The sequence below is a fragment of the Amycolatopsis magusensis genome (assembly GCF_017875555.1).
Taxonomy (GTDB): domain Bacteria; phylum Actinomycetota; class Actinomycetes; order Mycobacteriales; family Pseudonocardiaceae; genus Amycolatopsis; species Amycolatopsis magusensis.
In genome coordinates this window covers 1,598,513-1,621,526 of record NZ_JAGGMS010000001.1, presented here as the reverse complement: position 1 = coordinate 1,621,526, position 23,014 = coordinate 1,598,513, and the positions used below count along the sequence as shown (strand labels likewise).

Below are 23,014 nucleotides of genomic sequence, written 5' to 3'. Positions count from 1 at the left end.
GCCCGGGGGCGCCGGCGCGGCAGACTGACCGGATGACCTCGAGCGGCCTGGTGTTCTCGCCCCTGTCCGTCGTGCTGGCCGCGGTGTTCTGCGCGGCGGGCGGGTCGAAGCTGGCGGGGGCGCCTGCCATGCGGGAGACGGCGGCGCACCTGCGGATCACCCCGGCCGGGGACAGGCTGGTCGGGGCGCTGGAACTGGCCGCGGTCGCCGGGCTGCTGATCGGCTTCTGGGTGGTGTGGCTGGGCATCGCCGCGTCGGCGGGCCTGGTGCTGCTGATGGCCGGGGCGGTCGTGGTCCACCTGCGGGTGCGCGACCAGCTCGGCCGGTACCTGCCCGCGCTGGTGCTGGGCCTGCTCGCGGCGGGCAACGTCGTACTGCTGGCGCTGTCCTAAGGCTTGCGGGCCACCGCGCACAGCATCATCCGGTGCAGGTTGTGCACCGGCAGGATGCGCGGGCCGTCCGGCCACCATTCGTGCGCGTGCACCAGGCCCGGGTCGAGGATCTCCAGGCCGTCGAGCAGGGAGGCGATCTGCTCCCGGCAGCGGGCCACCGCGCTGAGCGGGGTGCCCTGATACAGCTTCAGGACCTCCTTGGTGACGCGGTCCGCCTCACTGCCGTCGCCGGCGTCGTGCACGTGCGTGAGCAGCACGTACGACCCGGGCGCCAGCGCGTCCACGTACCCGTGCAGCACCTTCTTCGCCTGGCCGAGGTCGTCGAGGTGGTGCAGCAGCGCGCAGACCACCAGCCCGACCGGCTGCTCCAGGTCGAGGTGCACGGCGAGCTCGCCGAGCGTCTCCTTGGGATCGGTGAAGTCGCAGCCGAGGAAGTGCGTGGAGTCGTAGTTGGCCATCCGGGCGCGGCCGTGCGCCAGCACGAGCGGGTCGTTGTCCACGTAGACCACCTGCGCGCGCGGGTGGAACTGCTGCACGACCTGGTGGATGGTCGGTTCGGTGGGCAGGCCCGCGCCGAGGTCGGCGAACTGCTCGACCCCGCACCGCTCGGCCAGGAACCGCACCGCCCGCAGCATCCACTGCTGGAGTTCCCGCACCACCACGGGCGCTTCGGGGGCGACCTCGAGCACCCGCCGCATCATCGCCCGGTCCGCCTCGTAGTGATCGACACCGCCCAGCAGCGCGTCGTGGAAACGGGCCTGGCTCGGCTGCGAGTAGTCGATCGGCACCGGGCCGGGACCGGTCATGCAAGCACCTCGGGAAACTGTGACGGAAGCAACAGACGGTGCCCACTCTAGGTCGTGCCGCTCGTCAACTGAACGGCAGCGGCCCCGCAGCACTCTTCCAGCCCAACTGTGACCGCGCTCCCGCGCTGCCGATCCACCTTTCGGCGTGCAATCCGGCAGCGATCGCACCATCGACATTCGTCTGGCGGTCATCGAAGAAGAGGCATTCTTCACCGGGTGCACCGAGCCGATCCAGCAATGCGGCGAAAATCGCCGCATCGGGTTTGAGCACGCCGAGGTCACCGGAAAAGATCAAGTGCCGGAAATGCCGCGCCCACCCCTGCGCTTCCACCCAGCGGCCCATGGACGACGAGGCATTGGACAGCAGGGCCAGCGGCACCCCGGCCTCGTCCAGTTCGGCCAGCAACGCCAGGGTTTCCGGGTCGGTGCGCGACCAGCCCTCGATGTCCAGCGCGGTGAGTTCAGCCGAACGGGTGTCATCCACCTCGCTGCCGAGTTCGGCGCCGATCGCGCGCCAGTATTCGAGGTCGCTGCCGCCCGCGTCGAACTCGTCGCGGTATTTCCAGTAGACCGGCTCGAAGTCGCCGAGGGAAGCGCCGAAACGCGTGGCGAGTTCCGGCAGTGCTTCCGTGCGCTGCACGATCACTTCGCCGAAGTCGAAGACCACCCAGTTCATCGCGTTCCTTTCACTGACCGGCAGCGGATTTGATGCGGCGGAGCGCCTCGTCGATATCCGGCGCGGAAACGTCGCGGTGGGTCACGAACCGGACCTTGCCCGCCATCGGCGAGGCGAGCACGCCCGCGTTCTCCAGCCGGGAAATGGTCAGCGGCACGTCCGGGACCCCGGCCAGCACGATGTTCGTCTGCGGCGCGCCGACCGCCCAGCCGATCTCCGCCAGCCCCTCGGCCAGCCGCCGCGCGTTCTCGTGGTCCTGGGCGAGGTCGTCCATGTTCTCCAGCGCACGCAGGCAGGCCGCGGCGAGCACACCACCCTGGCGCACCCCGCCGCCGAGCATCTGCCGCATCCGCCTGGCCTGCTCGATGAACTCGCGGCCGCCGACGAGCGCCGAGCCGACCGGCGCGCCGAGACCCTTGCTGTAGCAGACCGACACGGTGTCGGCGCCGACCGCGAGCGCGGCCACCGGCAGGTCGAGCGCGACGGCGGCGTTCCACAGCCGTGCGCCGTCCAGGTGAACCTTGAGCCCGGCTTCCTTCGCCGTGGCGGCCAGTTGCGCGTGCTCGTGCGGCGGGATCACCAAGCCGCCCGCGGCGTTGTGGGTGTTCTCCAGGCAGAGCAGCGTGGTCCGCAGCAGCAGGTAGCTGTTGTCCCGCGGGCCGATCGCCCTGGCCAGCGAGGCCGCCGTCGGACGGCCGGGACCGGCGTCGGGTTCGAGCGGTTCGGGCATGCCGCCGGCCAGCCACGCCGAGGTGCCCAGCTCGCGGACCAGCACGTGGGCGTCGCGCGGGGCGAGGAAGCGGTCACCGCGGCCGAGGTAGAGGGTCAGCGCGATGACGTTCGCCATCGTCCCGCTCGGCACCCAGAGCGCGGCGGGCAGGCCGAGCAGTTCGGCGGTGCGCTCCTCCAACTGCCGCATGGTGGGGTCGACGTCGATCACCGCGTCCCCGACCTCGGCGGAGGCCATCGCGGCGCGCATGGTTTCATCCGGGCGGGTGACGGTGTCCGATCGAAGATCGATGGTCGGGCTCGTTGCGAAGGTCACGGCCGGATCACACCATATCGTTCGTTGCGCTTTCAAACGTTCTGGTGGAATCCCGGTTCCGGTGGATCCGTTCGCGAACCCGTGCAACCGTGGACGGGCCCGGTTCCGTCTACCCTGTCGAACACCCGAGGAGCGGAGAGCCAACCGCGTGGACCAGCGCGAGGAGCAGGAGTTCGCGGAGTACTTCGCCGCCAAGCGGGACTCCGTGCGTAGAACCGCGTACATGCTCTGCGGCGACTGGCATCGCGCGGACGATCTCGCGCAGACGGCGTTCGTCTCGCTGCACCGGCGGTGGCGGAAGATCCGCGACCGCGCGGCGACCGACGCCTACCTGCGCAAGACGCTGGTCCGTGCCTCGATCGACGAGTCACGGCGGCCGTGGCGGCGGGAGCGGCAGGTGGAAGAGCTGCCGGAACCCGCCGGTCAGGGCGGTCCCCGGCTCGACGATCAGGTCGCGACCAGGGAGGACCTCCTGGCCGGGCTGCGCGGGGTGCCGTCGAGACAGCGGGCGGTGCTGGTGCTCCGGTACTTCGAGGGGCTGGACGTCAGCGGCGTCGCGAAGGCGCTCGGGTGTTCCGAAGGGACGGTGAAGAGCCAGACCGCCCGCGGGTTGGAAAACCTGCGGAAGGTACTGGGTGGACTCGGTGAGGAGGTGGACTCCCGTGGATGACCGGCAGCTCGAGACGTTGTTCCGCGACGCGCCGGGCGAGCCCCCCGAGCCGACGTTCGACCTCGGCCGGGTGACCAGGGCGTCGCACCGGGCGAAGGTGCGCAGGCGCAACGCGGTTTCGGCGGTTTGCGGCGCCGTCCTGGTGGTACTCGTGGGTGCCGGGGTGATCACGGGCGTCCGCGAGAGCGGGGACGAGACCTCCGCGGCGGCTCCTGCTTCGACCGAAGAGGTGAACGGCAACACCCAGTTGGGCCCCATGGGGCAACCTGGGGACCGGCCCGGGCGTCCACCGGTCGCGGCACCAGAAAGCTTCCCGTCCGACTCGCCCATGCAGGGGGGCGAGACGACCGGGGAGACCGGCCCTCGGGCCGAAGGCACCTTCGGGTGCGACCAGGCGGACCGGGAGCTCGCCACCGCCCTCGCTGGCGAGCTCCCGGTCCCCGCCCAGGACGGGACGGCGATGCCCGGTCGCGTGTGTTCGACGGACTTCCGGTCCGCCTCGTTCCCGGTCGGCGGCGGGGTCGTGTCCGCGTCGGTGGTGCCCGCCGGGGTGTCGCTGACTCTGGCCACCCAGCCGGAGGGCACGCTGCGCGCGGAGGCCCAGTCCCCGACCGGCGCGACCGTGCTGGTGCTGAGCATCCCGGCCCCCGGTTCGACCGACGCCCCGTTCGCCAAGGACATGCAGGGTGTCGCCGACGCGCTCGCCAAGCGGTTCTGACCGGCGGGCGCGTGGCGGACTGGCAAAATGTCCGCCCATGACCACTGCCGCGAGCACGCCGAAGGGTGAGCGCCGCCGAGCCGCGCTCATCGAGGCGGCTTCGCAGCTGCTGGCCGAGAGCGGTTTCGACGCGATCCGGCACCGGGCCGTCGCCGAACGCGCAGGCCTGCCACTGGCGTCGACCACGTACTACTTCGACTCGCTCGAGGAACTGGTGACCGCGGCCGTCGAGCACCACGCCCGGCTCGAACTGGTGCAGGGCAGGCAGTGCCTGGAGGAAGCCAGGGACCGCTCGCTGGTCGACCTGGTGCTGGAACTGCTGCTCGGCCCGGAGCGGGACGACCGCGAAGCCGACGCCGAAGCCGTGTTGCTGCGGTACGAACGCCTGGTCGCCACGGGACGGCGCAAGTACCTGCGCCCCCTGATGCGCACCCTCTCGGCGGAGCTGGACCACCTGCTCCTGGAAATCTTCGCCCGCTCCGGCACGCCGGTGGATGCCGCCGAACTGGAACGCCTGGTCGCCCTGGTCGACGGCGCCGTGGTGAACGCCCTGATCGAAATCGACCCGGACCCGAGAGCGGTGGCGGGCCGCATGCTGCGGGAGGCACTGTCGTGAGTTGTCCCCAGTTGGGCCTACCTGTGGACAACCTCTGTGGACAACGGGGGTGCGTGGGTGGTGGGCGGTAGACTGGCCTAGGGACGCCCCCCGTGGTGGGTGGGGGATGTTCTTTGTGTTCTGGCTGGTGGGCCACCCCGGGTTTTTAGTGTGACTACGGCGAAGACCCTGATGTCAAGGCGGGAGAGATGCCTTGACATCAGGGTCTTCGCCGTGTTTTTGGCTTGGGACCGGGGATGGGGAGGGCTGGGTGGGCTTGGGGGCGAGTGTGGTGCCCGACTTCCGTTTGGAGGGGGTGGTGATCTTGGGGCTCCCGGGTCTCGTTTCTGCGGGGTCGCTTCTGGGAGGGGCGGGTGAGGCTCCCCGGGGCTTGTTTCTGGTGGGGTTGGTTTTGGAGGGGCGGGTGGGCTCCGGGCGAGGGGTGGTGCCACGAAAGTGGCTTTCGGGACGTTGGATGTCTCGAAAGCCACATTCGTGACATGGACCATGGGGCCCGAGAGGGTGGGTGGGCGGGGGATAGCCTGGGCCGGTGAGTGAGAAGCCCTCCATCCCCAATGTGCTCGCCGCCCGTTATGCGTCTGCTGAGCTGGTCGCGTTGTGGTCCCCGGAGAACAAGGTCCGGCTCGAGCGTGAGCTCTGGCTCGCGGTGCTCCGCGCCCAGCGCGAGTTGGGTGTCGAGGTGCCCGACGGGGTGATCGAGGACTACGAGCGCGTGCTCGACCAGGTGGACCTCGCGTCCATCGCCGAGCGGGAAAGGGTCACCCGCCACGATGTGAAGGCTCGCATCGAGGAGTTCAACGCGCTCGCCGGGCACGAGCACGTGCACAAGGGGATGACCTCCCGCGACCTCACCGAGAACGTCGAGCAGCTCCAGCTCAAGCGGTCACTGGAGCTCGTTCGCGGGCGCGTCGTGGCGGTGTTGGGCAGGTTGGCGGGCCTCGCCGTCGAGCACACCGATCTGGTGATGGCCGGTCGCTCCCACAACGTCGCCGCGCAGGCGACCACGTTGGGCAAGCGCTTCGCCACCGCGGCCGACGAACTGCTCGTCGCGTACGACCGCCTCGAGAACCTGCTCGACCGCTACCCGCTGCGGGGCATCAAGGGTCCGGTCGGCACCGGGCAGGACATGCTCGATCTCCTTGGCGACAAGTCTACTTTGGACTCCCTCGAGTCCAAAGTGGCTCAGCACCTCGGGTTCACCAACCGGTTCGACAGCGTCGGCCAGGTGTACCCGCGCTCGCTCGACTTCGACGTGCTGTCCACTGTGGTCCAGCTCGCCGCGGCACCGTCCAGCTTGGCCAAGACGATCCGCCTGATGGCCGGGCACGAGCTGGTCACCGAGGGCTTCAAGGCCGGGCAGGTCGGCTCCTCGGCCATGCCGCACAAGATGAACACGCGCTCCTGCGAGCGGGTCAACGGACTCGCCGTCGTCCTGCGCGGGTATCTCTCGATGATCGGCGAGCTTTCCGGCGACCAGTGGAACGAGGGCGACGTCTCCGATTCCGTGGTGCGCCGCGTCGCGCTGCCCGACGCGTTCTTCGCGCTGGACGGCCTCTTCGAGACCTTCCTCACGGTGCTCACCGAGTTCGGCGCCTACCCGGCCGTCGTCGACCGTGAGCTTGCTCGCTACCTGCCGTTCCTGGCCACCACCAAGGTCCTGATGGCCGCGGTGCGCGCGGGCGTCGGCCGTGAGACCGCGCACGAGGCGATCAAGGAGAACGCGGTCGCCGTCGCGCTGGCCATGCGCGAGGAGGGCACCGGCGAGAACAACCTCGTCGCGCGCCTCGCCGCCGACGAGCGGATCCCGCTGGACGCCGGTGAGCTGGAGAAACTGCTCGCCGACCGCATCTCGTTCACCGGGGTCGCCACGGCTCAGGTCGACGCGGTGGTCAAGCGCGTCGAGAGCGTGTTGCAGCGCTTCCCCGAGCACGCGGACTACGCGCCGGCGGCCATCCTCTAGACCTCCTGTGAGCAAGCGCACCGGGGCGTGTCCACGGTGTGGGACGGCATTTCCGGGACGGGCGAAATCCTTAGTGTTGGCGCGAACCTGCCGCGCCGACACGCGCCCGAACCCCGGAAAGAAGCATGAGATCCACGCTGTCCAGAACCCTTGCCATCGCCACCGCGCTGCTCGCACTGGCCGGCTGCGGGTCGTCCGCCGGTGACCCCGGCGGGCAGACCCTGCGGGTCGGCACCCTCGCCGACGCGCCGCCGTCGATCTACCTGGAGAACGGCACCTTCACCGGCTACGACAACGAGCTGCTGCGCGACATCGCCCGCCGCGAGGGCTTCTCGGTGGAGTTCGTCGGCACCGAGTTCGCCAGCCTGCTGGCCAGCGTGAACAACGGGACCTTCGACATCGGCAGTTCCACCATCTCCACCACCGACGAGCGCAAGAAGACCGTCGCCTTCTCCAACGGCTACAGCACCGGCTTCACCACGATCGTGACGAAGAAGGACGCCGGGCTCAAGGAGATCCCGCAGTTCTCTGGCAAGCGCCTCGGGGTGGTCCAGGCCTCCGTGCAGGACGACTTCGCCAGCAAGAAGGTCCCCGGCGCCGAGGTGGTGCGCTTCCCGGACTACAACGCCGGTTTCGCGCAGCTGCGCAACGGCACGCTCGACGGCTGGGTGGTGCCCAAGGACATCGGGCAGAAGTACCTCGACCAGAACCCGGACGTGCCGCTGGAGTTCGGCTACACGGTGGAGACCAAGGACACCCCGTCCGCGTTCGCCGTCCGCAAGGACAACAAGGAACTGCTGGACAAGCTCAACCGGGGCCTGTCCGCGGCCATCGCCGACGGCACGGTCCAGCGCCTGCACGGGCAGTTCTTCAAGACCGAGCCGCTGCCCGCCGAGCTGGCGCCGGGTGGTCCCGGCCTGCCGGTGCCGAACCCGGGTCTCTGAGGGGAAATGACGATGAAGAAGGCACTGCTCGCCACCCTGTCCGCCGCGCTCCTGCTCACCGCGTGCAGCGGCGGCGACGAAGGTTCCGCCGCCCTGCGCGTGGGCACGCTCAGTGACGCGCCGCCGAACATCTACCTGGAGAACGGCAACTACACCGGGTTCGACAACGAGCTGCTCAAGGCCATCGCGGCCAAGCAGGACCTCCGGCTCGAGTTCTCCGCGACCGAGTTCTCCTCGCTGCTCGGCCAGGTCGCCAACGGCCAGTTCGACCTCGCCAGCTCCGCGATCGCGCAGACCGAGGAGCGCAAGAAGAACGTCGACTTCTCCGCGCCCTACAACTACGAGGTGATGAGCATCCAGGCCAAGGAGGGCTCGCCGGTCACCGACGAGAACTCACTGGCTGGCAAGCGGGTCGCGGTGATCCAGGCGACCGTCGGCGACAAGTGGCTGACCACGACCGTGCCCGCCGCGCAGGCGGTGCGCTTCCCCGACTACGCCGCCGCGCTGACCGCGCTGAAGACCGACTCGGTCGACGCCTACATCCTCGACCTGACCATCGCGGAGAAGAACGTCACCGACGACAGGAACAACACAGGCGCGAAGCTCAAGGTGGTCAAGCCGTTCACCACCGACGTGCCGCACGGGTTCGCCGTGCGCAAGGGCAACACCGAGCTGCTCGGCAAGCTGAACGAGGGGCTCAAGCAGGTGATCGCCGACGGCACCTGGGCGCGGCTGCACCAGCAGTTCCTGCCCACCGCCCCGGCCGCTCCCGAGTTCCAGGCGTCCTAAGTGGACGTTCTGCTGGACACCTTCCTGAACTGGGAGTACATCTGGGAGGTCTTCCCCGATCTCCTGGGCACCGGGCTGCTGAACACGCTCATCTTCGCCGTCTCCTCGGCTCTGCTGGGCACCCTGCTCGGCATGGTGCTCGCGGTGATGGGCCTGTCGGCGAAGCGGTGGCTGCGCTGGCCCGCCCGGGTGTACACCGACATCTTCCGCGGCCTGCCTGCCATCCTGACGATCCTGCTGATCGGCCAGGGGCTCGGCGTGCTGGCGCGGGACATCGTCGGCAACAACCCGTACCCGCTGGGCATCCTGGCGCTGAGCCTGATCGCCGCCGCCTACATCGGCGAGATCTTCCGCTCCGGTATCCAGAGTGTCGAGAAAGGACAGTTGGAGGCCAGCCGCGCGCTCGGCATGGGCTACGGCAAGGCGATGCTGCTGGTGGTCATCCCCCAGGGCGTGCGGCGGGTGCTGCCCGCGCTGGTGAACCAGTTCATCGCGCTGATCAAGGACTCCAGCCTGGTCTACTTCCTCGGCCTGCTGTCCTCGCAGCGCGACCTGTTCCGGATCGGCCAGGACCTCGCGGCGAACACCGGCAACCTTTCGCCGCTGGTCGCCGCCGGGTTCCTGTACCTGGTGATCACCGTGCCGCTGACGCACCTGGTCAACTTCATCGACAAGCGCCTGCGCCAGGGGCGCAAGATCGACCGGCGCGACGAGGACGAGCTGGACCTGGTGGCCGGCGGGAAGGTCGGCCCATGAGCGGCGCGGCGAGTGTGGAACTGCGCGACATCCACGTGTCCTTCGGCACGCTCGAGGTGCTGCGCGGGGTCGACCTGCGGGTCGGCAAGGGCGAGACCACCTGCGTGATCGGCCCGTCCGGCTCCGGGAAGTCCACCCTGCTGCGGGTGGTCAACCGGCTGCAGGAGCCGGATTCCGGCGACATCCTGCTCGACGGCGAGAGCGTGGTGGCCACCGACGCCGACCAGTTGCGCCGGCGCGTGGGCATGGTGTTCCAGCACTTCAACCTGTTCCCGCACCGGACCGTGCTGGACAACATCACCCTGCCGCTGCGCAGCGTGAAGCGGCTGGACAAGGCCGAGGCGGAGCAGGTCGCGCGTGACCGGCTGGCCGAGGTCGGCCTGGCCGACAAGGCGCCCTACCGGCCCGCGGCGTTGTCCGGCGGGCAGCAGCAGCGGGTGGCGATCGCCAGGGCGCTGGCGATGGACCCCGAGGTGATGCTGTTCGACGAGGCCACCAGCGCGCTGGACCCGGAGCTGGTCAAGGGCGTGCTGGAGCTGATGGCCGGGCTCGCCGAGCGGGGGCTGACCCTGCTGGTGGTGACCCACGAGATGGGCTTCGCGCGGCAGGTCGCCGATCACGTGGCGTTCATGGACCACGGCCGGATCGTCGAACTGGGTGAACCGGCGCAGGTCTTCGAGGAGCCGGAGAGCCCGCGCTTGCAGCGGTTCCTCTCGCAGGTCCTTTAGCCTGGTGGCGTGGCCCGTATCGCGAAGCTCGTCCACTACCCGGTGAAGGGGTGCGGTGGCGTCGAGCTGCCCGTCGCCGAGGTGACCGCCGCCGGGATCCGGCACGACCGCACCTTCATGGCGGCCGCGCCGGACGGCACCTTCCGCAGCCAGCGCCGCCACCCGGTGCTGGCCGCGGTCCGGGTCGAGGTGCTCGACGACGGCGCCCGGCTGCGCCTGCGCGCGCCGGGCGTCGAGGACCTCGTGCACGAGGTCGCCGTGGACGGCCCGCGGCACGCGGCCTCGGTGTTCACCTTCGACGGCAAGGGCGTGCACCAGGGTGCCGAGGCCGCCGAGTGGTTCTCCACGGTGATCGGCGAGCCGTCGGTGTTCCTGCGCGTCACGCCCGAGCACGAACGGGTGACCAGCGGGCTGACCGCGGGCACCGCCGCCTTCGCCGACGGCCACGCCGTGCTGGTGGTCTCGGAGTCCTCTTTGGACTCACTCAACGAGCGGATCGCCTCGGCGGGCGGGGACCCGGTGCCGATGGACCGGTTCCGCGCCAACATCGTGGTCGCCGGCTGGGCCGAACCGCACGTCGAAGACACCGTGCGCACCTTCGCCGCCGGTGGCGTCGAACTGGCCTACGCGAAGAAGTGCCTGCGCTGCACGGTTCCGCTGGTCGACCAGGAAACCGGCAAGCGCGCCGGTTCCGAGCCGATCCGCTCGCTGGCCAAGTACCGCCGGGTGCCGGCCGGCAAGATCGCCTTCGGCATGAAGGCCGCTGTGGTCCGGCCCGGTCAGCTCGCCGTCGGCGACGCCGTCACCGTGCAGACCTGGGACGCCGAACCTCCCGAGTAGTTCGGGGGTCCGGGGGTCGTCCCCCGTGCGGACCACGCAGTGTGAAGGCCGAGTGACGCGGCGGCCGAACCGCCGTTGACCGCCACCGCCAGCTGGTCGGCCGAGTCGGTGAACAGCACGCCCTCACCCGGTGGCAGGTCGGCGAAGGTGCGCCCGCGGCTCACGACCAGCTGGTGCGCACCACAGCGCACGACCAGGAACCCGGACAGTTCGGCCAGGTCGAGGTCCAGCGCGGTGGCGGCGAGCTGGACGTTGCCGAACCGGTCGATCGTCAGCACCTCCGCGACCAGCTGACCCGGGCGGGCGAGCACCTTGGGCTCGGGCAGCCGGACCAGGTCGGACACCGGCTCGCCGAAGTCCGCCGGATCCGCGCCCAGCGCCAGGTGCGCGGCGGCGGGCGCGAAGATGTCGCGGCCGTGGAAGGTGGCCGAGACCTGCCGCAACCGGTACCGGGGCTCGGTCAGCTGGTAGGCCGCGCGCACCCCGCCGAGCGCTTCGGCCGCGGGCAGCAGCAGGCCGTTGTCCGGCCCGACCAGCAGCCCGCGGTCGGTCACCACGACCACGCCGAGCCTGCTGGTGCCGACGCCGGGGTCGACCACCGCCAGGTGCACGGCCTCGGGCAGGTAGGGCACGGTCTGCGCGAGCACGGCCGAGCCGTGGCGCACGTGCTGCGGGGGAATGGCGTGGCTCACGTCGAGCACGCGGACGAGGGTCGCGCGCTGGGCGATCACCCCGCGGCAGGCCGCGACGAACCCGTCGTCGAGGCCGTAGTCGGTGGTGAAGGAAATCCAGTCATAGGCCGTTCGGGGCATTTTTCTCCGTACCGCTCACCATCTGGGAAGTGCTGGAACAGCACGTGGACGTCTGGGACCATCGTGATCGTGACGACGCAGGTGCACCTCCTCGATGTGATCGCGCTGGTCCAGCGCAGGCACATCGATCTCGTGCGCGTCGATTCCGCTCTCTGCCGCCGCTGACGCGCGGCCTTCTTCGCTCAGTCGAATTCTTCCTTTCTCCCTCCCCGTTCACGGCGGTTCCGGCAATCGTGCCGCCATCCTGCGAACCGAGGTTCCCATGCGCACGTTCCTGTTGTTCGGATTGGCGGGCCTGCTGGCCCAGCTCGTCGACGGCACCCTGGGCATGGCGTTCGGGGTGACGGCCACGACCACCCTGCTCGCGGTCGGGACCGCCCCGGCCGCCGCGTCGGCCGCGGTGCACCTGGCCGAGGTCGGCACCTCGCTGGCTTCGGGCCTGTCCCACTGGAAGTTCAAGAACATCGACTGGCGCACGGTGGGCATCCTGGCCGTGCCCGGCGCGGTCGGCGCGGTGCTCGGCGCCTACGTGCTGACTTCACTGTCCACAGAGGACGCGACGGTGTGGATCACGCTGATCCTGCTGCTGCTCGGGCTGTACGTGCTGATCCGGTTCGCCTTCCTGAAGCTGGGCAAGCTGATCACCGGCACGCGGCCGGGCGCCAAGTTCCTCGCCCCGCTCGGCCTGGTGGCCGGGTTCGTCGACGCCACCGGTGGCGGTGGCTGGGGTCCGGTGGCGACCACCACGCTGCTGTCGTCGGGCCGGCTGGAGCCGCGCAAGGTGGTCGGCTCGGTGGACACCTCGGAGTTCATCGTCGCGCTGGCGGCGAGCCTCGGCTTCCTGTTCACCCTGTCGCAGGAGGACAACCTCAACTACACCGTGGTGTTCGGGCTGATGATCGGTGGCATCATCGCCGCGCCGGTGGCCGCCTGGCTGGTCCGCCACCTCCCGCCGCGCCTGCTCGGCGCGCTGGCCGGTGGCCTGATCGTGTTCACCAACGCGCGCACCCTGCTCAAGGAGTTCGGTGCCGCGGACTGGGTCTACACGGTCACCTACGCCGCGATCGTGGTCCTGTGGGCGGTCGGCGTCTTCGCCGCGGTCCGCTCGCTGCGCGAGGAGCGCAAGCTCAACGCGGCCGCCGGCGAGGACGACGCCCCCACCAAGGAACCCGTCGTGCAGTAGTTCCTGCCACGCTTCCGGGAAGTCACCTCGCGGTCACTCCCGGCGCGCTTACTGGGCGGGTGGACACCAAGCTGCTCGTTTCCCTTTCCGGCATGAACCCGAGGACGCTGCACCGCTGCGCCGAGCTGGCCGAGGAGCTGGACCGGCGCAGCGTGCCGCTGTCCATGCTGTGCACCCCGTCGACCGGGGTGACCTCCTGGCTCAAGCAGCGCGTCGACCGCGGTGACGACCTGCTGCTGCACGGCTACGACCACACCGTCCCGCCCACGCACCGCACGGTGAACCTCGGGCGCAAGGCGGAGTTCGCCGCGCTGCCCGCACACGAGGCGCGCCTGCGGCTGATCGCCGCGACGGCCCAGCTCGACCACGCCGGCCTGCGCACCCGGGGTTTCGCCCCGCCGCGCTGGCTGGCCTCGCGCGGCACGCTGGACGCACTGCGGGAGCGCGGCTTCCGCTTCTGCGCCGACGTCACCTCGATCCGGGACCTGGAAACCGGCGAGGTGCGGCGCGCGCGGGTGCATGGTTTCGGCAGCCAGAAGCAGCGGACCGAGACCCTGCGCTGCTTCGCGCTCGTGCTCACCGCCGCCCGCGTGGCCCGCCGGGGTGGTTTGCTGCGCCTGGGCGTGGACGCCAGCGACCTGCTGCGCCCCAGCCGCCGCCAGGCCTTCCTCGACGCCGTCGACGTGGCGCTGGAAACCGGCGCGAGTGGTGCGACCTACTCGCTCACAGCTGTACCGGCTCGCCTGGGTTGAGCGGGCGCACCTCGGTCCCTTCCGGTCCCAGGTTCTTGAACATGCCGTACATCATCTCCGGCATGGCCAGGATCTTCTCGTGGATCGGCACGGCCACGCGAGGGCTCACCGCCCGCAGGAAGTCGATGCCCTCCGAGGCCTTCAGCCAGGGCGCCGCCGTCGGCAGGCCGAGCACGTCGATCTGCTGGTCGGGCACGAAAAGCGCGTCGCCGGGGTGGTAGAAGGCGCCGTCGGCGAGCAGGTAGCCGACGTTCGGCACGGCGGGCAGGTCGCGGTGGATCTCCGCGTGGTGCCCGCCGACCACGTCGACCTCGGTGCCGCCGAAGGTGAAGGTGTCGCCGGGCAACGCCGTCCGCGACTCGAGCCCCAGCTTCTCCACGGCCTCCTGGGAGCCCGGGTCGATGATCAGCTTGGCACCGGGGTTCGCCTTGAGCAGCGCGGGCAGGCGATCGCCGTCGAGGTGGTCGAAGTGCTGGTGGGTGATCAGCACCGCGTCCAGGTCGCGGACGTCCTCGAAGCCACGCGAGAACGTGCCCGGGTCGAACAGGATCCGCGCGCCGTCCGTCTCGGCCAACACGCAAGAATGTCCAAAATGGACGAATTGCATCTCGTCATCCCTTGTCTCATCGGGTAGTTCCAGGCTAGGCGCCGACCAGATCAGTGCCAAGTCGAGTGCGGGCGTACCGGACCGAGCGGCCGGTGCGGGTGGCCACCAGCAGCCCGGCCCCGGCCAGCGCGCCCAGGTGACCGGACACCGTGCCGGGTGCCAGGCCCAGCCGCCGGGCCAGCGCGGTGGTGGTCGACGGCTCGGCGAGCACCTGCAGCAGCAGCGCCCTGGTGCGCCCGAGCACCGCCACCAGCCGCGGGTCCGGGTCCTGCGCCGGCCGCCACAGCTTCGCCACCCCGCGTGCCGGGTACAGCAGCGACGGCTGCCACGGCGGCACCAGGATCACCCCGACCTTCGGCCAGGCGAACACGCTCGGCAGCAGCAGGAGCCCACGCTCGTCGAGCGGGGTGCGCGCCCGGGTCGCGCTTTCCACGGTCAGCACGTCACCGGTCAGCTTCACCCGTGAGTGCAGATCGGCCAGCGCCAGTTCGATGCCGCCCTCGCCGAGGCGCCGGGTGCGGTGGTCGATGTCGGCGGCCAGCACCTCGTGCAGGCGCGGCCACTGCGGTCCGATCAGCTCGTGCCAGGCCAGTTCCAGCTGGTCACCGAGCAGGTCGCGGGCCTGCGCCGGGTCCTCGGGCAGGCCGCTCAGGTCGGCGTCGACCATCGCCAGCTCCAGCGCGACCTGCTCGGGTGGGGTCCGGCGCAGTTCCGCCAACTGGGCTTCGACGGTGGTGCGCGGGCTCTGCGGCGGCGGGCTCAGGAACTCGGTGATGTACCGGGTCGCGCTCAGCACGGTGCGCAGTTCCTTGATCGGCAGCGTCTGCGGCGCGGTGCTCAACCACGGGCCGTACGCGGGGTGGTGACGGACGCCCTGCAGCACCTGGATGGCGCCGAGCACCTCTTCGAGCGGGGAGATCGCGAACCGCAGTCGCTGCGCCCCGGTGGCGGTGAGCACCAGCTCGATCATCGCGTCCTTTCGGCCATACCCGAATCATTATCGCTCATCGGGACCGCCGAACAGGCTTCTCGCATGACGACCACCACCGACAGCCTGCTGCGTCACCGCGCCTATTGGCGCTGGTCGATGGGGGTGCAGCTGGCGCGGTTGCCGGCCACCATGGCCCCGCTCGCGTTCACCGTGCTGACCACCGCGACCACCGGCTCCTACCGCCTCGGCGGCGTGATGATGGCCGTCTTCGTGGTCGCCGAACTCGCCGGTTCGGTGCCCGCGGGACGGCTGCTCGACCGGATCGGGCCGTCACGCGGGCTGGTGGCCTTCCTGCTGTGCGCGGCGCTCGGCCTCGGCGCGCTGGCGTTCGCGGCGTCGGCAGGGGCGTCCCCGGCCGTGTTGCTGGTGCTGGTGGTGTTGCCGGGCACGATCGCGGGCGGATTGTCCGGCGGGTTCCGTTCGCTGCTCGCGGGCACGGTTTCCGGTCCACTGCTGCCGCGGGCGGTCTCGATCGACGCCATGCTGATCGACGCGGTGATCATCGGCGGCCCACTGCTGGTCGCACTGCTGACCACGATCGACGCGGTGCTGCCGATCGTCGCGATGGCGGTGGTCTTCGCGGTCGCCGCGCTGCTGGTGCCACGCCGGGAAGCGCCGGTGCCGGTCGTCGGCGAACGGCCGCCGCTGCCGATCCGCGCGGCCGTGCCGTGGCTGGCCTGCCAGTTCACCATCGGCCACCTGCTGTCCACGGTCGAGGTCGCGCCCTACGCGCTCGCGCAGCGGCTCGGAGCCGCGGAAGGCGCGGCGGCGCTGATCATCACCGTGCTTTCCGGCGCCAGCATCGTCGGCGGCGCGCTGTACGCCTGGCGTGGCATCCGGCTGACCGTGGCACCGCGGGTGCAGGCGATCACGCTGCTCACCGGCTTCATCGCGGGCGGCTGCACGGTGGCGCTCGACCTCGGCTGGCCGGGGCTGCTCACCGGGGTGGTGCTGATCGGGTTCTGCACCGGTCCGCTGGTCACCGTGGCTTCGGTGCAGATGCAGGGGCTGCTGCCGGAAGGCCGCCGGTCGGAGGGGTTCTCGCTGACCTTCGTGGTGCAGGCGAGCGGGTTCGGGATCGGGTCGCTGACGGTCGGCGTGCTGCCGCTGTGGCTGGCGCCGGTGTTCGGCGTGGCCAGCGCGGTGCTCGCCTGTGCCATCCTGGGCAGAGGCCCCGCCAGAGTAGTTGGCACACCGCCAGCAACCTCGTAGCCTGGGGTCCCCCGACCCGAGTCAACTCCGGAGACGCCGATGACCGCCGTCCAGCCGAAATCCGCCGCTACCCAGGAGACCTTCGACTCGCTGAGCCCGGCCACCGACGAGGTGGTCGGCACCCATCCGGTGCACACCGCCGCCGAAGTCGAGGCCGCCGTCGCGCGGGCGCGCGAAGCGGCCGTCTGGTGGGAGTCGCTCGGCTTCGGCGGGCGTGCCCAGCGCCTGCAGCAGTGGAAAGGGGTGCTCACGCGCCGGCTGAAGCAGCTCTGCCAGGTCGTCCGCGACGAAACCGGCAAGCCGATCGCGGACGCGCAGCTGGAGTCCGTGCTGGCCATCGAGCACATCTCGTGGGCGGCCAAGAACGCCCGCAAGGTGCTCGGCCGCAAGCGCCGCTCCGCCGGGCTGCTGATGTCGAACCAGGCCGCGACCGTGGAGTACCTGCCGCTCGGCGTGGTCGGCGTGATCGGCCCTTGGAACTACCCGGTGTTCACCCCGCTCGGGTCCATCGCCTACGCGCTCGCCGCGGGCAACGCCGTGGTGTTCAAGCCCAGCGAGTTCACCCCGGGCGTCGGGAAGTGGCTGGTCGACGCGTTCGCCGAGGTCGTGCCGGAGCAGCCGGTGCTGCAGCTGATCACCGGCTACGGCGCCACCGGCGCGGCACTGACCCGCGCGGGCGTGGACAAGATCGCCTTCACCGGCTCGACCGCGACCGGCAAGAAGATCATGGCGGCCTGCGCCGAGACGCTCACCCCGGTGGTCATCGAGGCGGGCGGCAAGGACCCGGTGCTGGTCGACGCGGACGCCGACCTCGAAGCCGCCGCCGACGCCACGGTGTGGGGCGCGTTCTCCAACTCCGGCCAGACCTGCATCGGCGTCGAGCGCGTCTACGTGCACGAACGGGTGCACGACGAGTTCGTCGCGAAGGTGGTCGAGAAGAGCCAGGCCGTGCGCGCGGGCTCGGACCAGGACGCCCAGTACGGCCCGGTGACCATGCCCTCGCAGCTCAAGGTGATCAAGCACCACATCACCGACGCGTTGTCGCGCGGCGGCAAGGCGCTGGTCGGCGGGGCCGAGGCGGTCGGCGACCGGTACGCCCAGCCGACCGTGCTGGTCGGCGTGCCCGAAGACGCCGAAGCCGTGCGCGAGGAGACCTTCGGGCCGACCGTGACCATCGCGAAGGTGGCCTCGATGGACGAGGCCGTGGAGAAGGCCAACAACACCCGCTACGGCCTCGCGGCGACGGTCTTCTCGAAGTCGCGCGGCATGGAGCTGGCCCGTCGCCTGCGTACCGGCATGGCGTCGATCAACGCGCCGCTGTCCTTCGCCGGGATCGCCTCACTGCCCTTCGGCGGTGTCGGCGACTCCGGCTTCGGCCGCATCCACGGGCCGGAAGGGCTCCGCGAATTCGCCCGCACGAAGGCCATCGCGCGTCAGCGGTTCACCGCGCCGATCGCGCTGACCACCTTCGACCGCAAGGAGAAGACCGACGCGCTGGTGGCCAAGCTGATCACCGTCCTGCACGGGAAGCGCTGATCAGGTCGGCCGCCTTCTCGGCGACCATGATGGTGGGCGCGTTGGTGTTGCCCCTGGGCACCACGGGCATGATCGACGCGTCCACCACCCGCAGGTTCTCCACCCCGCGCACCCGCAGCTCGGGATCGACCACGGCCTGCTCGCCGGTGCCCATCGCGCAGGTGCCGACCGGGTGGTACAGCGTCTGCGTGTGCTGCCGGACGTGCTCGCCGAGCGCGTCGTCGTCGATGTCGTGGCGGTCCGGCAGGAACGGCCGGTCCAGGTACCGCTGGAGCCCGCCACCGCGGCCGATGTCCATCAGCGTGCGCAACCCGGCGAGCATGGCGGTGAAGTCGGCCGGTTCGGCGTAGTACGACGGGTCGATTTCGGGGCGCCACAAGGGATTCGCCGACCGCAGGCGCAGGCGGCCGCGGCTGGCCACCTCGACCAGCGTGGCCGCGGCGGTGAAGCCGGGAGTCGTCGGCTCGCGCATCCCGTTGTCGTAGAACAGGGTCGGTGCCACGTGGAACTGCATGTCGGGCGCGTCCAGGCCGTCGATGGTGGGCATGAAACCGCCCGCCTCGCCGATGTTCGAGGCCAGCGGCCCGCGCTTGGTCAGCTGGTAGCGCACCATGCCCAGCGGGGTGGCGGCGCTGACCAGGTCCGACGAGCCCTTCGTGGACCAGATGACCCCGGCGGCCGGGTGGTCGTGCAGGTTCTCGCCGACGCCGGGCAGCGCGGCGACCACGTCGATGCCGTGCTCACGCAGGTGCTCGGCCGGGCCGACGCCGGACAGCATGAGCAACTGCGGTGAGTTGACCGCGCCGCCGGAGAGCAGCACCTCGCGCCCGGCGTATACCGCGCGGTCGGTGCCCTTGTCCAAATAGGACACACCGATCGCCTTGGTGCCGTCGAACAGCACGCGGGTGGTCTGCGCGTGCGTGCGCACGGTCAGGTTCGGCCGGTCCATCGCCGGGCGGAGGTAGGCGTCGGCGGTGGACCAGCGGCGGCCCTGATGACAGGTGACCTGGTACTGACCGACACCCTCCTGGCTTTCGCCGTTGAAGTCGTCGGTGGGCTTGAGGCCCCAGGTGGTCGCCGAGTCGACCCAGGCGTGGGACAGCTCGTGGGTGAACACGCGGTCCTCGACGTGCAGCGGGCCCTCGGTGCCGTGCAGCGGCCCGCCGAGTCGGGAGTTGCGCTCGGCGCGGACGAAGTACGGCAGCACGTCGTCGTGGCCCCAGCCCACGGCACCGTGCTCATCGCGCCAGCGGTCGTAGTCGGCGCGGTTGCCGCGGATGTAGATCATCGCGTTGATCGAGGAGCAGCCGCCGAGCACCTTGCCGCGTGGCCAGTAGGTGCTCTTGCCGAGGTACTTCTGCTCGACGGTCTCGTAGTTCCAGTCGTGCTGGGTCTTGAACAGCGACGGGAACGCGGCCGGGATGTGGAACTCGTCGTCGGTGTCCTCGCCGCCCGCCTCGAGCAGCAGCACCTCGACCGCGGGGTCCGCGCTGAGCCGGTTGGCCAGCACGCAGCCCGCGCTGCCCGCCCCGACGATGACGTAGTCGAAAGTCTCCCGCTCGGCCACGTTGCCTCCTGTTGTTGACCTTTCGCCAAGGCGATGATGGTCTGCTCGGGCGCCCTGGGGAAGGGGTGAACCGAGTGTCGCCCGGATGTCGGCGTTTAGCCACGCTCCGTGGTCGTCACGGGGCCGATCCGGTTAATTACTGACTTGCAAGCAACCATTTCTGTGATCGTCACGTCCCCTTCTTCAGCAGCACACCAAACACGAGCTCGCACCAGCGAGCGGATGGGAGGCCCACCATGGGAACGCTGCGGAAGATCACCGGTGTGGTCGCGGGTACCGCGGCGATCAGCGCACTGGGGCTCCTCGGTGCCCCGGCGGCGAGCGCCGCTTCGATGCCGTGCAGTGCGAAGGCATCGGCCTGCGTGGATCTGAGCGCCAAGCAGGCGTGGCTGGCCGAAGGTGGCGAGGTCACCTACGGACCGGTGCCGATGGCGTCCGGGAAGTCCGGTTACCGGACCCCGCCGGGCACGTTCAAGGTCACTTACAAGGACATCGACCACTGGAGCAAGGCCTTCGACGGGCCCATGCCCTATTCGGTGTTCTTCACCAACAGTGGCATCGCCTTTCACAAAGGGAACATCAAGCAGCAGTCGCACGGCTGCATCCGCTTGACGCACAACGCGGCCGTCACCTTCTACAACGCCCTGCAACCGGGCGAAACGGTGGAGGTCGTGCGCTGAACCGGTCCGGTGGGTGGCTTCTGTCGGGGGGCTACCCACCGGTTCGCCGGTGGGCGTCAAGTACGCTCGTGGGGTACCGCTGACCTGCACACACATGGAGCGACCAGCCGTGGCCCGAGTCGTCGTAGACGTCATGCCCAAGCCGGAGATCCTGGACCCGCAAGGCCAAGCGGTGGCGGGCGCGCTGCCCCGCCTCGGCTTCGAAGGCGTGAGCGATGTCCGCCAGGGCAAGCACTTCGTGCTGGAGGTCGACGACTCCGTCGACGACGAGACGCTCGCCAAGATCGCCGAAGGACTGCTGGCCAACCCGGTGATCGAGGACTGGACCGTGCGGCGGGTGGACGCGTGACCGCGCGCATCGGGGTCATCACCTTCCCGGGCACCCTCGACGACGTCGACGCCGCCCGCGCGGCGCGCTACTCCGACGCCGAGGCCGTCCCCCTGTGGCACGCCGACCACGACCTCCGCGGCGTCGACGCGGTGATCGTCCCCGGCGGCTTCTCCTACGGCGACTACCTGCGCGCCGGGGCCATCGCCAAGTTCGCCCCGGTGATGACCGAGGTGATCGAGGCGGCGGGCAAGGGCATGCCGGTGCTCGGCATCTGCAACGGCTTCCAGATCCTGTGCGAGGCCGGTCTCCTGCCGGGGGCGCTGGTGCGCAACCACAAACTGCACTTCGTCTGCCGGGACCAGTGGCTGCGGGTGGAGAACAACACCACCGCGTGGAGCACCCGGTACGAACAGGGCGCCGAGATCCTGATCCCGCTGAAGTCCGGTGAAGGCGGCTACGTCGCCGACCAGTCCACCCTGGACCAGCTGGAAGGCGACGGCCGCGTGGTCTTCCGCTACGTCGGCGCGAACCCGAACGGCTCGCGCAACGACATCGCCGGCATCACCAGCGCGAACGGCCGGGTCGTCGGCCTGATGCCACACCCGGAACACGCCATCGACGCCCTCACCGGCCCCTCCGACGACGGCCTCGGCATCTTCTACTCCGCCCTCGACGCCCTAACCCCAGCCCTAACCCACTAACACGCTCAGGAGCCCGAGTCCCACACTCGCGCACCCGAACCACACACTCGGGAGCCCGAGTGCCACACCGGGGACGCCGAACCCCACATTCAGGCACCCGAGTTCCACACTCGAGCAGCCGAAACCCACGCTCGCGCATCCGAACCACACACTGGGGAAGCTGAGTCCCGCGTTCCGGCACCCGAGTGCGACATTCGGGCAGCCGAGTTCCACATTGGAACTGGTGAACTCCGCGAGCGCGGCGTGAGTGCGAACGTAGGGTCGGCCGCGCGAATGCCGGGCCCCGCCTACGCGAACGTGGGGTTCGGGCGCCTGGGCGTGATGTTCGGGCGCGCGAGCGTGGGGTTCGGGCGCCTGAACGCGCGGTTCGGGTGCCGGAGCGTGGGACTCGGGTGCCTGAACGGGAAGTTCGGGTGCGTGAATGTGGGACTCGGACGCCTGAACGTGCGGTTCGGCTGCCTGGGCGTGTGATTCGGCTGCCTGAATGTGGAGACTCGGCTGCCTGAGTGTGGGGACTCGGGCGCCTGAACGTGCGGTTCGGACGCCTCAACGTGCGGTTCGGCTGCCTGGGCGTGTGATTCGGCGCCTGGGCGTGCGGTTCGGATGCCTGAGTGTGGGGTTCGGATGCCTGAGTGTGGGGTTCGGGTGCCTGGGCGTGGGGTTCGGATGCGTGAATGTGGAACTCGGGCGCGTGGGTGTGCGGTTCGGGGTTAGGGGGTGGGGTTGGTGGAGCGGGTGGCGCCGATGGAGGCGGCGACGACGCAGCAGATGGCCAGCCATTGCGGTACGTGGAGGGCTTCGCCCAGGACGATGAGGCCGGCGACGGCGGCGACGGCGGGTTCCAGGCTCATGAGGATGCCGAAGACGCGGGGCGGGATCTTGCGCAGGGCCTCGAGTTCCAGCGAATACGGGATCACCGAGGAGAGCAGCGCGACCATCAGGCCGATGAACAGGACCCACGGGTCCAGCAGACCGGTGCCGGTTTCCAGGATGCCGGTGGGCATGGCCACCAGTGCCCCGAAGGCCATGGCCAGTGCCAGCCCGTTCCCTTCGCTCGTGCGATTTCCGAGCGCCGCGCCCAGCAGGATGTAGGCGCCCCAGCAGAGGCCGGCGGCGAGGGCGAAGGCCATGCCGAGCATCGACAGGTCCCCGCGCGTTTCGGACAGCAGGATCACGCCGCCCGCGGCGAGCAGCGCCCAGATGGCGTCCCGCCAGCGGCGGGAACCCGCGAGCGCCACGCCCAGCGGGCCCAGGAACTCGATGGTCACCGCGATGCCCAGCGGGATCCGGGCGATCGCCTGGTAGAAGAAGATGTTCATGGCCGCCAGCACCAGGCCGTACCCGAGCACCACGGGCACCGCGCGGCGGCCCATGCGCAGGGCCGGGCGCCAGATGAGCAGCAGCACCACCGCGGCGAAGAACAACCGCAGGGTGACCGTGCCCGCCGGCCCGGTGACCGCGAACAGTTGCTTCGCGAAAGCGGCCCCGACCTGCACGCTGACGATGCCGATGAGCACCTGCAGCGTGGGCGGGATCGCCCCGAGCGTCCGCCCGGCGAGAGCGATCAGACCGGGCCGGGGCAGTGGCTGCCCCGGCCCATCGATGTACGCACTGACCATGAGCCGAACGTACCAACCACCCCCGACGATCTCGGATCCCGCAACCTATTGGAATGGAGCGTTCCGTTCTGCTAGACTATCGG

At 70.3% G+C, this 23,014-nt stretch carries 26 protein-coding genes; 18 read left to right on the top strand and 8 right to left on the bottom strand.

The genetic code is table 11. The features are described 5' to 3' along the window. The first annotated feature begins 32 nt into the window (after nt 1-32). Nucleotides 33-392 carry a DoxX family protein gene (locus JOM49_RS07715; RefSeq protein WP_209663653.1) on the top strand — a complete coding sequence of 120 codons (360 nt, stop codon included), beginning with the start codon at nt 33-35 and terminating at the stop codon, nt 390-392. Here the strand turns inward: JOM49_RS07715 and JOM49_RS07710 are convergent. From JOM49_RS07710 to JOM49_RS07700, 3 genes are all read right to left on the bottom strand, one after another. Next, nucleotides 389-1,198 (bottom strand): SAM-dependent methyltransferase, encoded by an 810-nt coding sequence (locus tag JOM49_RS07710; protein WP_209663652.1) that lies wholly within the window; start codon nt 1,196-1,198, stop codon nt 389-391. The genes JOM49_RS07715 and JOM49_RS07710 overlap by 4 nt on opposite strands. A gap of 64 nt (nt 1,199-1,262) precedes the next feature. Beyond that, nucleotides 1,263-1,874, bottom strand: a complete 612-nt coding sequence (locus JOM49_RS07705; protein WP_209663651.1) for an HAD family hydrolase — start codon at nt 1,872-1,874, stop codon at nt 1,263-1,265. 10 nt (nt 1,875-1,884) lie between these two features. After that, a complete protein-coding gene (locus tag JOM49_RS07700; RefSeq protein WP_308158682.1) occupies nt 1,885-2,919 on the bottom strand; it encodes a threonine aldolase family protein in 1,035 nt (344 codons plus the stop codon). A gap of 148 nt (nt 2,920-3,067) precedes the next feature. Between JOM49_RS07700 and JOM49_RS07695 the strand changes: the two genes are divergently transcribed. The 9 genes from JOM49_RS07695 (at nt 3,068) to JOM49_RS07655 (ending at nt 10,940) form a co-directional block, all read left to right on the top strand. After that, entirely contained in the window at nt 3,068-3,589 is a 522-nt protein-coding gene (locus JOM49_RS07695; protein ID WP_209663649.1) for a SigE family RNA polymerase sigma factor, read from the top strand. Continuing rightward, nucleotides 3,582-4,307 (top strand): hypothetical protein, encoded by a 726-nt coding sequence (locus tag JOM49_RS07690; protein WP_209663648.1) that lies wholly within the window; start codon nt 3,582-3,584, stop codon nt 4,305-4,307. Before JOM49_RS07695 ends, JOM49_RS07690 begins: the two co-directional genes overlap by 8 nt. 37 nt (nt 4,308-4,344) lie before the next feature. Further along, nucleotides 4,345-4,923, top strand: coding sequence for a TetR/AcrR family transcriptional regulator (locus JOM49_RS07685; RefSeq protein WP_209663647.1), 579 nt, complete (start codon nt 4,345-4,347; stop codon nt 4,921-4,923). A gap of 529 nt (nt 4,924-5,452) precedes the next feature. Then, nucleotides 5,453-6,883: an adenylosuccinate lyase gene (purB, locus tag JOM49_RS07680; RefSeq protein WP_209663646.1), complete on the top strand. Its 1,431-nt coding sequence runs from the start codon at nt 5,453-5,455 to the stop codon at nt 6,881-6,883. 125 nt (nt 6,884-7,008) lie between these two features. Further along, nucleotides 7,009-7,827, top strand: a complete 819-nt coding sequence (locus JOM49_RS07675; protein ID WP_209663645.1) for a substrate-binding periplasmic protein — start codon at nt 7,009-7,011, stop codon at nt 7,825-7,827. Between the two features lie 12 nt (nt 7,828-7,839). After that, nucleotides 7,840-8,616 (top strand): ABC transporter substrate-binding protein, encoded by a 777-nt coding sequence (locus JOM49_RS07670; protein WP_209663644.1) that lies wholly within the window; start codon nt 7,840-7,842, stop codon nt 8,614-8,616. Beyond that, nucleotides 8,617-9,372: an amino acid ABC transporter permease gene (locus tag JOM49_RS07665; protein WP_209663643.1), complete on the top strand. Its 756-nt coding sequence runs from the start codon at nt 8,617-8,619 to the stop codon at nt 9,370-9,372. Continuing rightward, nucleotides 9,369-10,100: an amino acid ABC transporter ATP-binding protein gene (locus JOM49_RS07660; protein ID WP_209663642.1), complete on the top strand. Its 732-nt coding sequence runs from the start codon at nt 9,369-9,371 to the stop codon at nt 10,098-10,100. Before JOM49_RS07665 ends, JOM49_RS07660 begins: the two co-directional genes overlap by 4 nt. Nucleotides 10,101-10,109: 9 nt before the next feature. After that, a complete protein-coding gene (locus JOM49_RS07655; protein WP_209663641.1) occupies nt 10,110-10,940 on the top strand; it encodes an MOSC domain-containing protein in 831 nt (276 codons plus the stop codon). Here the strand turns inward: JOM49_RS07655 and JOM49_RS07650 are convergent. Further along, a complete protein-coding gene (locus tag JOM49_RS07650) occupies nt 10,880-11,752 on the bottom strand; it encodes an SAM hydrolase/SAM-dependent halogenase family protein (RefSeq protein WP_209663640.1) in 873 nt (290 codons plus the stop codon). The two genes, JOM49_RS07655 and JOM49_RS07650, sit on opposite strands and share 61 nt — an antisense overlap. A gap of 69 nt (nt 11,753-11,821) precedes the next feature. Between JOM49_RS07650 and JOM49_RS44305 the strand changes: the two genes are divergently transcribed. From JOM49_RS44305 to JOM49_RS07640, 3 genes are all read left to right on the top strand, one after another. Next, the gene (locus JOM49_RS44305) at nt 11,822-11,917 is read left to right on the top strand and encodes a putative leader peptide (RefSeq protein WP_335645121.1); all 96 of its coding nucleotides are present in this window, start codon (nt 11,822-11,824) and stop codon (nt 11,915-11,917) included. Nucleotides 11,918-12,014: 97 nt separating this feature from the next. Further along, entirely contained in the window at nt 12,015-12,935 is a 921-nt protein-coding gene (locus JOM49_RS07645; protein ID WP_209663639.1) for a sulfite exporter TauE/SafE family protein, read from the top strand. Between the two features lie 59 nt (nt 12,936-12,994). Beyond that, the gene (locus tag JOM49_RS07640) at nt 12,995-13,687 is read left to right on the top strand and encodes a DUF2334 domain-containing protein (protein WP_308158681.1); all 693 of its coding nucleotides are present in this window, start codon (nt 12,995-12,997) and stop codon (nt 13,685-13,687) included. On the opposite strand, the gene JOM49_RS07635 is transcribed toward JOM49_RS07640, so the two are convergent. Next, a complete protein-coding gene (locus tag JOM49_RS07635) occupies nt 13,659-14,294 on the bottom strand; it encodes an MBL fold metallo-hydrolase (RefSeq protein WP_209663638.1) in 636 nt (211 codons plus the stop codon). The two genes, JOM49_RS07640 and JOM49_RS07635, sit on opposite strands and share 29 nt — an antisense overlap. Before the next feature lie 34 nt (nt 14,295-14,328). Next, nucleotides 14,329-15,264, bottom strand: a complete 936-nt coding sequence (locus tag JOM49_RS07630) for a DUF5937 family protein (protein ID WP_209663637.1) — start codon at nt 15,262-15,264, stop codon at nt 14,329-14,331. A 63-nt stretch (nt 15,265-15,327) separates the two neighbouring features. Between JOM49_RS07630 and JOM49_RS07625 the strand changes: the two genes are divergently transcribed. Both JOM49_RS07625 and JOM49_RS07620 read left to right on the top strand, forming a co-directional pair. Continuing rightward, on the top strand, nt 15,328-16,497 hold the full coding sequence (locus JOM49_RS07625) for an MFS transporter (protein ID WP_209663636.1): 1,170 nt from the start codon (nt 15,328-15,330) through the stop codon (nt 16,495-16,497). Between the two features lie 39 nt (nt 16,498-16,536). Further along, nucleotides 16,537-18,033, top strand: a complete 1,497-nt coding sequence (locus JOM49_RS07620) for an aldehyde dehydrogenase family protein (RefSeq protein ID WP_209663635.1) — start codon at nt 16,537-16,539, stop codon at nt 18,031-18,033. Here the strand turns inward: JOM49_RS07620 and JOM49_RS07615 are convergent. After that, nucleotides 18,008-19,600 carry a GMC family oxidoreductase gene (locus JOM49_RS07615; protein ID WP_209663634.1) on the bottom strand — a complete coding sequence of 531 codons (1,593 nt, stop codon included), beginning with the start codon at nt 19,598-19,600 and terminating at the stop codon, nt 18,008-18,010. The two genes, JOM49_RS07620 and JOM49_RS07615, sit on opposite strands and share 26 nt — an antisense overlap. 236 nt (nt 19,601-19,836) lie before the next feature. Between JOM49_RS07615 and JOM49_RS07610 the strand changes: the two genes are divergently transcribed. The 3 genes from JOM49_RS07610 (at nt 19,837) to purQ (ending at nt 21,312) form a co-directional block, all read left to right on the top strand. Then, nucleotides 19,837-20,280, top strand: a complete 444-nt coding sequence (locus JOM49_RS07610; RefSeq protein WP_209663633.1) for a L,D-transpeptidase — start codon at nt 19,837-19,839, stop codon at nt 20,278-20,280. A 109-nt stretch (nt 20,281-20,389) separates the two neighbouring features. Next, entirely contained in the window at nt 20,390-20,629 is a 240-nt protein-coding gene (gene purS, locus JOM49_RS07605) for a phosphoribosylformylglycinamidine synthase subunit PurS (RefSeq protein ID WP_209663632.1), read from the top strand. Continuing rightward, nucleotides 20,626-21,312 carry a phosphoribosylformylglycinamidine synthase subunit PurQ gene (gene purQ, locus JOM49_RS07600; RefSeq protein WP_209663631.1) on the top strand — a complete coding sequence of 229 codons (687 nt, stop codon included), beginning with the start codon at nt 20,626-20,628 and terminating at the stop codon, nt 21,310-21,312. Before purS ends, purQ begins: the two co-directional genes overlap by 4 nt. Nucleotides 21,313-22,022: 710 nt before the next feature. Here purQ and JOM49_RS07595 read toward each other — a convergent pair. Next, nucleotides 22,023-22,931 carry an EamA family transporter gene (locus JOM49_RS07595; RefSeq protein ID WP_209663630.1) on the bottom strand — a complete coding sequence of 303 codons (909 nt, stop codon included), beginning with the start codon at nt 22,929-22,931 and terminating at the stop codon, nt 22,023-22,025. Nucleotides 22,932-23,014: the final 83 nt, after the last annotated feature.

Excerpts from the sequence above, each read along its gene's own strand:
- JOM49_RS07715 (WP_209663653.1), top strand. The coding sequence starts at position 33 with ATGACCTCGAGCGGCCTGGTGTTCTCGCCCCTGTCCGTCGTGCTGGCC.
- JOM49_RS07710 (WP_209663652.1), bottom strand. The coding sequence starts at position 1,198 with ATGACCGGTCCCGGCCCGGTGCCGATCGACTACTCGCAGCCGAGCCAG.
- JOM49_RS07705 (WP_209663651.1), bottom strand. The coding sequence starts at position 1,874 with ATGAACTGGGTGGTCTTCGACTTCGGCGAAGTGATCGTGCAGCGCACG.
- JOM49_RS07685 (WP_209663647.1), top strand. The coding sequence starts at position 4,345 with ATGACCACTGCCGCGAGCACGCCGAAGGGTGAGCGCCGCCGAGCCGCG.
- JOM49_RS07675 (WP_209663645.1), top strand. The coding sequence starts at position 7,009 with ATGAGATCCACGCTGTCCAGAACCCTTGCCATCGCCACCGCGCTGCTC.
- JOM49_RS07670 (WP_209663644.1), top strand. The coding sequence starts at position 7,840 with ATGAAGAAGGCACTGCTCGCCACCCTGTCCGCCGCGCTCCTGCTCACC.
- JOM49_RS07660 (WP_209663642.1), top strand. The coding sequence starts at position 9,369 with ATGAGCGGCGCGGCGAGTGTGGAACTGCGCGACATCCACGTGTCCTTC.
- JOM49_RS07650 (WP_209663640.1), bottom strand. The coding sequence starts at position 11,752 with ATGCCCCGAACGGCCTATGACTGGATTTCCTTCACCACCGACTACGGC.
- JOM49_RS07645 (WP_209663639.1), top strand. The coding sequence starts at position 12,015 with ATGCGCACGTTCCTGTTGTTCGGATTGGCGGGCCTGCTGGCCCAGCTC.
- JOM49_RS07635 (WP_209663638.1), bottom strand. The coding sequence starts at position 14,294 with ATGCAATTCGTCCATTTTGGACATTCTTGCGTGTTGGCCGAGACGGAC.
- JOM49_RS07630 (WP_209663637.1), bottom strand. The coding sequence starts at position 15,264 with ATGATCGAGCTGGTGCTCACCGCCACCGGGGCGCAGCGACTGCGGTTC.
- JOM49_RS07625 (WP_209663636.1), top strand. The coding sequence starts at position 15,328 with ATGACGACCACCACCGACAGCCTGCTGCGTCACCGCGCCTATTGGCGC.
- JOM49_RS07620 (WP_209663635.1), top strand. The coding sequence starts at position 16,537 with ATGACCGCCGTCCAGCCGAAATCCGCCGCTACCCAGGAGACCTTCGAC.
- JOM49_RS07610 (WP_209663633.1), top strand. The coding sequence starts at position 19,837 with ATGGGAACGCTGCGGAAGATCACCGGTGTGGTCGCGGGTACCGCGGCG.
- JOM49_RS07595 (WP_209663630.1), bottom strand. The coding sequence starts at position 22,931 with ATGGTCAGTGCGTACATCGATGGGCCGGGGCAGCCACTGCCCCGGCCC.